Raw genomic sequence first — 10,424 nt, 5'->3', positions numbered from 1 at the left:
GACCACCCGCTGGAACAGTTCCCACAACTCATCCGGCACCAGCCGCTCAACGATCGAGACCACGACCGGCAGCCTACAGAACCAAATGAGATGACGTCTTAAGCGGGCCGCTCCTGTGGTGGGCCGTGGGCGCGGCCGCTGCTCTGGTCGCTCTCGCCGCCGCGGCCAAGGACTACCACGACCGCTCCCGGGAACCGATCGGCGCGGGCCTGGCCAGACCACTCGGTGCTCCCCCGCACAAACTCCCGCTGCTGGGAAAGTACTTCACCGGACGCGAGCCCCAGCACGACCAGATCAGCAAAAGGCTCCGGCCCCCGAGCAACCGGCACGGACTGCTGCGCCGGAAACAGCCGGTTCCCCTGCCTCATATCTGCGTGATGTACGGGACGAGCGGAGCCGGAAAGTCCCAGCTGGCCGTTTCTCACGCCCGCAGGCAGCTGGAACGGCACACTCTCACCTGGTGGCTCAACGCGTCCCGCCCTGACACTCTGCGCACCGAATTGCTAGAACTCGCCGGACACATCAATATTCCCGACCAGGCGAACAAGAACGTCGTCCTCACCAAACTGTGGAACTGGCTGCGCGCGAATCCCGGCTGGCTGCTAGTGTTCGACGACGCGCGGCCGGACGACCCGGTCGTACGCGAACAGCTGGAATCCCTGCGCGGAGCGGGCGGTGAAGTGCTCATCACCACCCGGGGTCCCGGCGGATGGGAGGACTTCTCCGCGCTGCCCTTCGAACTCCGGGGTTTCTCACCCGACGAAGGGCTGGAATTCCTGCAGAAGAGGACAAGCAGCGCCGACGGGAAGGACGCTCCGGAACTCACCGCCCTGGGAGAACAGCTCGGCTGGCTTCCGCTCGCTCTGGAGCAGGCGGCGGCCCACATCGTCAAGACGGGCGTGACCGTGCAGGAGTACCTCCGCGGCCTGCCCCGCAAGGCCAACGACGAGGACACCTTCCGGCTCGCCATAGCGGAGATCACGCAGACCTCGCCCGCGGCGGTGGACCTGCTGCGGCTCTTCGCCTTCCTGGCCTCCCAGGACATCCGCCGGGTGCAACTCGTCGAGCACGGCGCGGTGGTTCCCGCGCCACTGCGCGAGGTGATGGACGACCCGCCCGCCTTCAACCGCGAGGTCCGCCTGCTGGAGGCCCACTCGCTGCTCACCCGCACCGACGAGGGCCGCATCGGCCACTTCTCGTACGGAATGCATCCGCGTGTGCAGGAGCTGATCCGCGAGCAGCTCGACATCCGCGGCCGCCTGGCCTGGTCGCAGGCCGCGGCCCGGCTGGTCGAGGCGTGGTTTCCGGCGGAGCCGGACCAGTTCGAGTCGCGTGCCGAGTGCGAGCGGCTGATGCCCCACGCCGAGGCGGCGATCGCCAAACTCGTGTGGCTCGACGGGAAGGACGGCGCGCTGGGGGCGTCGCAGGACCCCGAGGCGCTGGCCCGGCTGCTGCACCGCGTGGGCGTGTACCAGGAGACCCGCTGCGAATGGGGCCGCGCCCTGCCGCTGTTCACCCAGGAGGCGGACCTGTGCAGGATCGGCCTCGGCAGCCCGCTCCGGCACGCCACGGCCAAACTGGCGGTGGCGCGCCAGCACTACCTGCTCGCCTCTCTCGGCGACGGCGAAGCCGAGTGCCAGGAGGCACTGCGACTGTGCCAGGCACACGACGGCGACACCGACTTCCAGCTTCTGCAGGCGAAGTGCCAACGGCAGCTCGGCGGCATCATGCGCGAGCGCAACCGCTTCCGCGAGGCACGCAAGGCCGTTCGCGCGGCGGTGGCGATCTACCAGCGGCAGGGTCCCGAGTGGGACACTCTCGACCGGGCCGTGGCGGAGCAGGAGATCGGCATGATCTACCGCAACGCCGGGCGGCTGCCTCGTGCCGAGCAGTGCTACAGGCGCGCGTTGGACCTCGTCCCCAACCGGGGCAGCCAGGAGCCGAGCCAGTTCGTGGTCTTCCGCGCCATGATCGAGCGCGACCTCGGTATCGTCGCCCAGGACCGCGGCGACCTCGACACCGCCCGCGTGAAACTGACCCACGCGCTGTCCGTCTTCCGGGAGTACCGCGGCAACGAGGACTTCGAGACGGCCCAGGTGGCGAAGTTCCTGGCCGATGTGACCCGCCGGCTGGGTGAGCGGGCGCACGCGGCAGCACGCGGGACCCGTCATCCGCTGCGCATCCGCAGGCTGCGCCGAACGGAGCGCCTCCACCTCACCCAGGCCGAGACCCTGCTGATGCCGGTCCTCGAACTGCACCGCAAACGCCGGGCGACCGAGGCTCACAAGTACGCGGCCTGCCTCAACAAGCTCGGGTCCCTGCGGCTGTCCCAGGGCCACGTCGACGAAGCCCGCCGCACCCTGGAGGAGGCCGTGGCCATCTACGCGGACAAGTACGGCGTACGGCATCACTATCGGGCCAAGTCGCTGACCCGTCTGGGGCCGGTGCTGCTGGCCGCCAAGGAACGGACCGAGGCGGAGCTCGTACTGCGTGAGGCCGAGGGCATCTTCAAGGAGGCGCTGGGGCCTCACCACCCGGTGCTGATGGCGGTCTACGAGCACCTGGCGGACTGCGCGCACGACCGAGGCGGGCACGACGAGGCCACCGCACTGCGGGCCGAGGCCGCGCGGATCCGGGGTTCGCTGTGGCTCATGTAGGCCTGACCGGACGCCGCGGTCGCCGCAGGGCCGCGGTTCACGGCGTGAGGTGGGCCTGCACGAGCGGCGCGTAGCGGTCGGTGATGTCCTCGATCGCCGTGGCCCGCAGGTGGGTGCCGCGTGCGATGCCGTACATCACGCCGAGGCCGAGCAGCGCGCTGACGGCGAGTTCGGCGCGCAGTCCCGCGTCGGGTCCGGTCAGCCGGCGGGTGAGGCGGTCGCTGACCTGGGTGCGGAAGTTGGCGCGCAGGATGTCGCCCTGCTCGCCCTGGAGCGGGGCGAAGACGATCCGCAGGATGGGGTCGGCGCCCTGCTCGGTCTGGCTGACCAGCAAATGGCGCACCATGTGGCGGCCGAGCTCCTCCAGCGGCGCGTCCAGCAGGGCATCGGTGTCGGCCTCGAACGACATCACGCGGGCGAACAGCGCGTCCTTGTTCCCGAAGTACTTCAGGATCAGCGGCGCGCTCACTCCCGCCTGCTCGGCCACCGCCTTGAGCGTGATGTCCGCGTGGGCGTGCCGGGCCAGCAGCCGGCGGGCCGCGCGAAGGATGGCCGCCTTGGTCGCCTCGGCGTCGCGGCGCGGCGCGGCGGTGCCCGCGAGACCGGTGGGCGGGGTGGTCACGGTACTCACGCTCTTTCCATCGCCTCGTCGCGAGGCGATGCCGTACGGCCGCGGGCGCCTCCCGTGCCAGGGGAGGCGGGGTCGGCGGGTATGGCCAGGGCGGCGGCGCAGGCCACCAGGGCGACCGTACCCGCCATGGCGAAGGCCAGCAGGTAACCGTGGAGGGTGGGCACCGGGAGGCCGGCGACGAGGCCGGTGTGGTGGACGAGGACGGCGGCGACGGCGGCGCTGCACACGGCCTGGCCGATGGTGCGCATCAGGACGTTCACGCCGTTGGCGGACGCGGTCTGCCCGGCCGGCACGGCGCGCAGGATCAGGGTGGGCAGGGCCGAGTAGGCCAGGGTCGTGCCGGTCGAGATGACCGTGGCACCGAGGATGATCACCCACAGGTCGCGGCTGTCCGCGAGGCGCACCCCGTAGCCGGCGGCGATGACAGCGGCCCCGAGGGCCAGGGTCACGCGCGGGCCCCGAGCCGCCGAGATGCGTGCCGAGACCGGTGAGAACAGCAGCATCGTGACGCCGCCCGGCAACAGGCACAGGCCGGTCTCCACGATGGACAGCCCCAGTCCGTAGCCGGTGGCCTTGGGTGCCTGCACCAGCTGGGCGGTGACCAGGGAGTTGGCGTAGAACGCGAATCCGGTCAGCAGCGCGGTCAGGTGCGGGAGGGCGACGCGCGGGCGCGCGGCGAGTTTCAGGTCGACCAGCGGCCGTTCGGTGCGCAGTTGCTGGACCCACCACAGGGTCAGTACGGCGATGCTGGCGCCGAACAGTCCGAGGATCCGGCCGCTGGTCCACCCCCACTGGCCTCCCTGCGAGACGCCGAGGAGCAGGCAGACCAGCCCGGCGGCCAGTCCCAGCGCGCCGAGGGTGTCGAAGCGGCCCGGTTCACGAACGGGCGACTCGCGTATCGCCCACCAGGCCAGGGCCAGTCCCGCTGCGCCGAGCGCAGTCGTCGCCCAGAACATGACGTGCCAGTCGGCGTACTGGACGATCAGCGCGGCGAGCGGCAGACCGAGTGCGGCGCCGATGCCCACGGTGGAGCTCATCATGGCCACGGCGGATCCCGTGCGCTCCGGCGGCAGTTCGTCGCGCAGGATGCTGATCGACAGGGGGACGACGGCGGCGGCCGCGCCTTGCAGGGCGCGTGCCGCGATGAGGATGCCGATGTCGGACGTGAGGGCGCACACGAGCGAGCCCAGGGTCATCAGTCCGAGCGCGGCGAGGAGCACCCGGCGCTTGCCGTACATGTCGCCGGCGCGGCCGAGCACCGGGGTCAGGACCGCGCCGGACAGCAGCGTGGCGGTGACCATCCAGGAGACCGCGCCCGGGGAGGCGCCGGTCAGCCGGGGCAGGTCCGGGAGCAGGGGCACCACGACCGTCTGCATGACCGCCATGAGGATCCCGCCGAAGGCCAGGACCGGGACGGCGAGCCGGTCACGCAGGGACGCCATGAGCACTCCAGGGAAGCGATTCGGAGAGAATCAGGTGAATGGCAATTCACTCTATCGGGTGAATTGCCATTCACCTAACCCGATCACGCCCGCTCAGCGACCGGAGCGCGCTTGCACTGTTCGCGCCAGCCGCGGCCCCAGCCAGCGCTTGAAGCGGCGCAGTGTCTCCAGTTGTCCGGCCGCCCGGTCGATCCGGTAGTACAGCTGCGGCGGGATGTAAGGCAGCAGGGGCGAGTGGCGCTGGCCGAGCAGGGCGAACATCTGCGGGGCCGGCAGGTGGATGTAGCGCGGGAGGTTCTCGTACCACTGGGCGCTGTAGCGGGCCGCGCTCTGGATCGACAGGAGTGCGGTTCGGCGTTCCTGCTCGTACGCGGCGAGTGCGGTCGAAAGTTCCGGGTGCTCGTTCAGGGCTCCCGCGAGCGAGATGGCGTCCTCCAGGGCGAGGGTGGTGCCCGCGCCGATGGAGTAGTGCGTGGTGTGGGCGGCGTCGCCGAGCAGGACGAGGTTGCCGCGGTGCCACGTCCGGTTGGTGAGGGTGCGGAAGTTCAGCCACTGCGCGGCGCCGTCGGTCTGGGCCCGTCCGATCAGTCCGTGGCCGTCCAGGACGTCGACGAAGAGTTTCTCCAGCAGGGCGAGTCCGTCGGCCTCGCTCGCCCGGTCGAGGCCGAGTCCGGTCCATGTCCCCGGTGAGCACTCGATGACGCAGGTGCTGTGTTCCTCGCTGAACGCGTAGCCGTAGCACCAGATCCAGCCGTGTTCGGTCTCCACGAAGGCGAAGGTGAAGGAGTCGAAGACCTTGGTGGTGCCGAGCCAGATGTAGGTGTTGCGGCCCAGCTTGATGTCGCTGCCGAAGTGCTCGGTGCGGCTTTGCCGCAGCACGCTGTTGACTCCGTCACCGGCGACGACCAGGTCGGCGTCGGGAAGCGGGGTCCCGGCCGTGACCTCGTGCTCGAATTCGACGTTCACGCCCAGCGAGTGGGCTCGGTCGGCGAGCACTTCGAGCAGTCGGCGGCGACCGATGCCGAACCCCTCGTCACCGTGGTGCACGGTCGTACGGCATCCGACGTGCGCGACCCCGTCGCTCCAGCGGACCGAGTTGTCGCGGACGGCGCGCGCGGAATCGGGGTCGTGGGCGTGGAGCTTGTCGAGCAGGCCGCCCCAGTAGGTCACTCCCCAGCCGTAGGTGGATCCGGCCGGGTTCCGCTCGTAGACGGTGATGTCGTGGGAGGGGTCCTGGAGCTTCATCAGGATCGAGAAGTACAGGTTTGCGGGCCCGCCGCCGACGCACGCGATCTCCACGCGCACTCCTCTTCGTCGCGCAAAGTTGTCAATTGACCACGAAGGGTAGCAGCGGGGGGCGGTGCGGCCACTCGCCCGCACCGCACCGGATCGCGTCAGGTTGCGGGCGTGAGCCGCGACACCCGCCGGCCATCCGCGCCGAATTTTCATCCCGCGAGACGGCCTCCAGGGGAAGGAATTCCCCCTTCCGCGGGTCTGCGCGCACCCTGCACAGCAAGATCATTCTCGTTCAATTCTGTACGAAATTTACATACTTGTCCTGATCGCAGCCAACCCCATTCCGGAGATTTCCCCCGCCACCGAACGGCCCGATAGGCATGCCGAGTCGTCAAGTGAGCTGATTCCTGCGGCATATGACGGCTCGTCTGCCGCGGGAACGAACACAGGAGGTCTCCGCATGCCGGAACTCACCCGTCGCCGCGTCCTCGGGACCGCGGCCACCCTCGCCGCGGCCACCGGTTCCCTGGCCGTCACCGCACCCGTCGCGTCCGCCGCTCCGCACCACGGCGGGCCCGCGGCCTTCGACGAGGTCTATCGCGGTCGCCGGATACAGGGCCGCCCCTCCGACGGGGGTGGTCACCATCACGGCGGCGGCTACGCCGTGTTCATCGACGGGGTGGAACTGCACGTGATGCAGAACGCCGACGGCAGCTGGATCAGCGTCGTCAGCCACTACGAGCCCGTGCTCACCCCACGCGCCGCCGCCCGGGCCGCGGTCCTGGAGCTGCAGGGCTCCCCGCTCGTCCCCCTGACCTGATCCGCACCCGCACCGGTGCCGCAGGCGGCACCAACAGACCGTGGAGTCCCCGCACATGACCGTACGCAAGAACCAGTCGAGCCTGACCGCCGACGAGAAGCGCCGCTTCGTCGCCGCGCTCGTGGAGCTCAAGCGCAGTGGCCGCTACGACACGTTCGTCACGACCCACAACGCCTTCATCATCGGTGACACGGACAACGGCGAACGGACAGGCCACCGTTCGCCTTCCTTCCTGCCCTGGCACCGCAGATTCCTCATCGAGTTCGAACAGGCCCTGCAGTCCGTGGACGCCTCCGTGGCGCTGCCGTACTGGGACTGGAGCACCGACCGTTCCCCGCGGTCCTCGCTGTGGGCACCCGACTTCCTGGGCGGCACCGGACGCAGTCTGGACGGGCGGGTGATGGACGGACCGTTCGCCGCCTCCACCGGCAACTGGCCGATCGCCGTACGGGTCGACGCGCGGACCTACCTGCGCCGCTCGCTCGGCGGGGGCACCCGGGAACTTCCCACGCGCGCGGAGGTGGACTCCGTCCTGGCCATGTCCACGTACGACATGGCGCCGTGGAACAGCGGCTCGGACGGGTTCCGCAACCACCTCGAAGGCTGGCGGGGCGTCAATCTGCACAATCGGGTCCACGTCTGGGTGGGCGGCCAGATGGCCACCGGCGTCTCCCCCAACGACCCCGTCTTCTGGCTCCACCACGCCTACATAGACAAGCTCTGGGCCCAGTGGCAGAGCCGTCACCCGGGCTCCGGCTACCTGCCGACGGCCGGCACACCGAACGTGGTCGACCTCGACGAGACCATGAAGCCGTGGAACGACGTACGGCCGTTGGACATGCTGGACCACACCGCCCACTACACGTTCGACACCGCCTGACCGCGGAACGTACCGGAGGCCGTCCGCACCGGCCGGCCTCCGGCGCCTCCGGATCCCGAACCCCCGGAAAAGAGGCTGCGTTCGCGGGCGTGAGCGGCGACACTGACGGCGTGCTGATCATGGAAGCCGTCCTGGAGACGCATCCCGTCACCGACTTCACGCTGTGGCCCGTCGCCGAGAAACACACAGGCGGGCTGCCGCCGCTGTCCGGCGATCTCTCGCCGCTTCAGGTCGGCACCGCGATGGCGGTCCTGGCCTGCTACAACACCAGGCCCCGCGAACGCGGCGCAGGCAGACCCGAGAACGGCGTCGAACTGCTCCAGCAGCTGACGTCGGCCGAGTCCGTCATCGCCCCGGGCGGCCTGCGTCTGCGGGACACCTCGACGGGGGTCACGGTGTCGCCGGGCTGCTGCTGCGGTCTGGAGGACTGGCGGGACTGGCTCGATCTGCTCGACGGCTCGGGCCCCTGGCTCGGCCACGACCCCTCGCCCGGCCTCGAGTTCTCCGACTCGCTCGTGCGGCTGTGGCCCGACGCGCAGCGCGTTGCGCCCGGTCCCCCCATCGAGCTGCCGTCGGCCGACCTTCCCGCGCTGCTCGCCTCCGTACGCGCCGACCTCACCGCGTTCCTGGACCTGGTCGAGCAGTGGACCACCCCTTGGGTTCCCGCCCCGCTCACGGCCGGGCTCCTCGCAAAGCTCGACGCGTGCCTGGCCGTGACCGCGCCACTGGGCGACAGGGACAGCACCGCCGGGCAGGCCTCGTAGCTACGCGCCGGTCGTCTCGGCCGTACGGCACTCCGGGTGGCCCCAGCCCTGCGGGTTCTTGGCAATGGTCTCGCCCGCCGCGTAGGAGCGGCCGCAGACACAGCGGCCGGGGAACTTCGCCTTGAGAGTGCGCGTCGACGTGCCCTGCCGGGGTGCCTTCGCGGGGGCGCGGCGGCGGGCGGCGGTGGACGCGGAGGTGTCGGGGGCGGAGGGGGGTTCCGGGGAGCCGAGGTCGCTGCCCGCGGGCTGCTGGACGATCGCCGCCTGGCTGGCGGCACGGTCGGCGAAGTCGTTGAGGCGGTCGCCGTCGACCTGGTGCGCGGGCACGTAGCGGAACTCGACGGTGCGACCGCCGAGGAGTTCGTCGATACGGGCGACGAGTTCCTGGTTCGCGACGGGCTTTCCGGACGCCGTCTTCCAGCCCTTGCGCTTCCAGCCGGGCAGCCAGGTGGTGACCGCCTTCATCGCGTACTGCGAGTCCATCCGGATCTCAAGCGGCACGTCCGGTGCGATCGCCGTCAACAGACGCTCCAGCGCGGTGAGTTCGGCGACGTTGTTCGTCGCCGTACCCAGCGGACCGGCTTCCCAGCGGGTGGGGGTCTCCTCGCCGTCGGCGACGACCCAGGCCCATCCGGCAGGTCCCGGGTTTCCCTTCGAAGCCCCGTCGCAGGCGGCCACAACACGTTCAGGCATGACCCTGATCATGCCACGGTCCGGCCACGCTCCCCCGCACGGGGCGAGGGCCGCGGCCGGACCGGGCGCACCGTTGCGAAACGTCCCGCGGCCGGGTGCGGTCGACGCCGGCGGGGCGGTCCGGCGGCTACCGGCCGAGGCTGCCGGCGCGTGGAGGCAGGAGCTCCCCGCGCCCGGCATCCGCGCCCAGCAGCCGTATGCCCAGGGCGGTGGCCGCGTGCAGGACGTACTTGCCGTCGCGGTGGCTCGCCACCAGTCCGCCGTCGCGCAGGACACCGATCTGGTAGCTGGCGCTGGGCAACGCGATGCCCACGGCGCGCGCCACCTCGGAGGTCGTCCGGGCGCTCTGGTCGGCCACCGCGGTCAGCACGGCGGCCCGGGTGCGGCCCAGCAGGCGCTCCAGCCCGCCGTCGGAGCCGGACACGACGGTCAGGGGGGTCTTCGCCACCGGGTAGACGAGCACCGGGTCGAGGCCCGGGTCCGCGAGTGCGGTGGGCCGTCGCCAGCAGAAGTACGAGGGCACGAGCAGCAGACCGCGCCCTTCCAGATGGAGGTCGCGCTCGGTGGGGTAGTCCACTTCGAGCACCGGGGCGTTCCAGCGGGCCAGCGGGCCCAGCCCCTCCAGCAGCGCCTGGGTGCCGCCGTCCAGGAGGGTGCGCGAGCGCAGACCGACATCGTTGCCGACCGCGGTGCGGATGTGCGGCCAGTACGGTTCCAGCAGGGCCCGGAAGTAGATCCCGAGGGCGTTCGCCAGGGACTTGAGGGTGTCACTGCCGGGCCTGCCGAGGGTGGTGGTCCAGTTGGGGACCGGGCGCGCCTCGGCCAGCCGGCTCATCTCGTGGACCAGTTGCGTCCGCGGAGTGCGCCGCACCTGGTCCAGGCACTCCTGCAGTCCGCCGCCGGTGACCGGTGGCGTGAGGAAGTCCGGGATGTAGCCGGACGCCGGGATCAGTCCCCGCAGGGGACGCAGGGCGCGTCCCGCGACGGAGTCCCGGGAGAGCCGGTCAAAGGCCGCCCGGCGCCATTGGCCGAAATCGAGCGGTCCCTGTCCTGTTTCCAACCGGCAGACACTGCAGATCAGTTCCCACAGGGGATCCGGTTGCCGGGCTATGCGAATGTTCTGCAGGTCGTGTGAGGTGAAGTGAATGCGGAGCATGCGACCTCTTTCGCTCGCAATCCTCGTGGGGGGTTCGGTTGTCCGGAAAATTGCCGCGACCACCATGAGGGACGAGTGCCGCAGCCCCACGGTTGCCCTGCACGGCGGGCGTCGCCCGGGTGGCCCCGCACGACGAAGTGTGGCG

9 protein-coding genes are annotated in these 10,424 nt (G+C 70.7%); 4 read left to right on the top strand and 5 right to left on the bottom strand.

Annotated elements, in window-relative coordinates; genetic code table 11:
* Positions 1 to 125: 125 nt before the first annotated feature.
* Positions 126 to 2,657, top strand: a complete 2,532-nt coding sequence (locus ACN6LB_RS45010) for a tetratricopeptide repeat protein (RefSeq protein WP_445030990.1) — start codon at positions 126 to 128, stop codon at positions 2,655 to 2,657.
* A 37-nt stretch (positions 2,658 to 2,694) separates the two neighbouring features.
* Here the strand turns inward: ACN6LB_RS45010 and ACN6LB_RS45005 are convergent, their stop codons facing one another.
* The 3 genes from ACN6LB_RS45005 to ACN6LB_RS44995 all read right to left on the bottom strand — a co-directional run bounded on the left by ACN6LB_RS45005 (position 2,695) and on the right by ACN6LB_RS44995 (position 6,029).
* Positions 2,695 to 3,288: a TetR/AcrR family transcriptional regulator gene (locus tag ACN6LB_RS45005; RefSeq protein ID WP_445030989.1), complete on the bottom strand. Its 594-nt coding sequence runs from the start codon at positions 3,286 to 3,288 to the stop codon at positions 2,695 to 2,697.
* On the bottom strand, positions 3,285 to 4,730 hold the full coding sequence (locus ACN6LB_RS45000) for an MFS transporter (protein ID WP_445030988.1): 1,446 nt from the start codon (positions 4,728 to 4,730) through the stop codon (positions 3,285 to 3,287). Before ACN6LB_RS45000 ends, ACN6LB_RS45005 begins: the two co-directional genes overlap by 4 nt.
* 93 nt (positions 4,731 to 4,823) lie before the next feature.
* Entirely contained in the window at positions 4,824 to 6,029 is a 1,206-nt protein-coding gene (locus ACN6LB_RS44995; RefSeq protein WP_445030987.1) for an FAD-dependent monooxygenase, read from the bottom strand.
* A 397-nt stretch (positions 6,030 to 6,426) separates the two neighbouring features.
* Between ACN6LB_RS44995 and melC1 the strand changes: the two genes are divergently transcribed.
* The 3 genes from melC1 (at position 6,427) to ACN6LB_RS44980 (ending at position 8,430) form a co-directional block, all read left to right on the top strand.
* Entirely contained in the window at positions 6,427 to 6,786 is a 360-nt protein-coding gene (gene melC1, locus ACN6LB_RS44990) for an apotyrosinase chaperone MelC1 (RefSeq protein WP_445030986.1), read from the top strand.
* A 55-nt stretch (positions 6,787 to 6,841) separates the two neighbouring features.
* On the top strand, positions 6,842 to 7,666 hold the full coding sequence (gene melC2 / locus ACN6LB_RS44985; protein WP_445030985.1) for a tyrosinase MelC2: 825 nt from the start codon (positions 6,842 to 6,844) through the stop codon (positions 7,664 to 7,666).
* An 89-nt stretch (positions 7,667 to 7,755) separates the two neighbouring features.
* Positions 7,756 to 8,430 (top strand): hypothetical protein, encoded by a 675-nt coding sequence (locus tag ACN6LB_RS44980; RefSeq protein WP_445030984.1) that lies wholly within the window; start codon positions 7,756 to 7,758, stop codon positions 8,428 to 8,430.
* Here ACN6LB_RS44980 and ACN6LB_RS44975 read toward each other — a convergent pair whose 3' ends face one another.
* Together ACN6LB_RS44975 and ACN6LB_RS44970 are read right to left on the bottom strand one after the other, a co-directional pair.
* On the bottom strand, positions 8,431 to 9,135 hold the full coding sequence (locus ACN6LB_RS44975) for a ribonuclease H family protein (RefSeq protein WP_356135182.1): 705 nt from the start codon (positions 9,133 to 9,135) through the stop codon (positions 8,431 to 8,433).
* A 115-nt stretch (positions 9,136 to 9,250) separates the two neighbouring features.
* A complete protein-coding gene (locus tag ACN6LB_RS44970) occupies positions 9,251 to 10,279 on the bottom strand; it encodes a helix-turn-helix domain-containing protein (protein WP_445030983.1) in 1,029 nt (342 codons plus the stop codon).
* Positions 10,280 to 10,424: the final 145 nt, after the last annotated feature.

It is taken from the genome of Streptomyces sp. SAS_270, assembly GCF_052543295.1.
The sequence above is the reverse complement of the archived record's forward strand: the minus strand, read 5'-3'. Positions and strand labels throughout refer to the sequence as shown.

Coding starts and splice junctions, on each gene's coding strand:
- ACN6LB_RS44970 (WP_445030983.1), bottom strand. CDS start 10,279: ATGCTCCGCATTCACTTCACCTCACACGACCTGCAGAACATTCGCATA.
- melC2 (WP_445030985.1), top strand. CDS start 6,842: ATGACCGTACGCAAGAACCAGTCGAGCCTGACCGCCGACGAGAAGCGC.
- ACN6LB_RS44975 (WP_356135182.1), bottom strand. CDS start 9,135: ATGATCAGGGTCATGCCTGAACGTGTTGTGGCCGCCTGCGACGGGGCT.
- melC1 (WP_445030986.1), top strand. CDS start 6,427: ATGCCGGAACTCACCCGTCGCCGCGTCCTCGGGACCGCGGCCACCCTC.
- ACN6LB_RS45000 (WP_445030988.1), bottom strand. CDS start 4,730: ATGGCGTCCCTGCGTGACCGGCTCGCCGTCCCGGTCCTGGCCTTCGGC.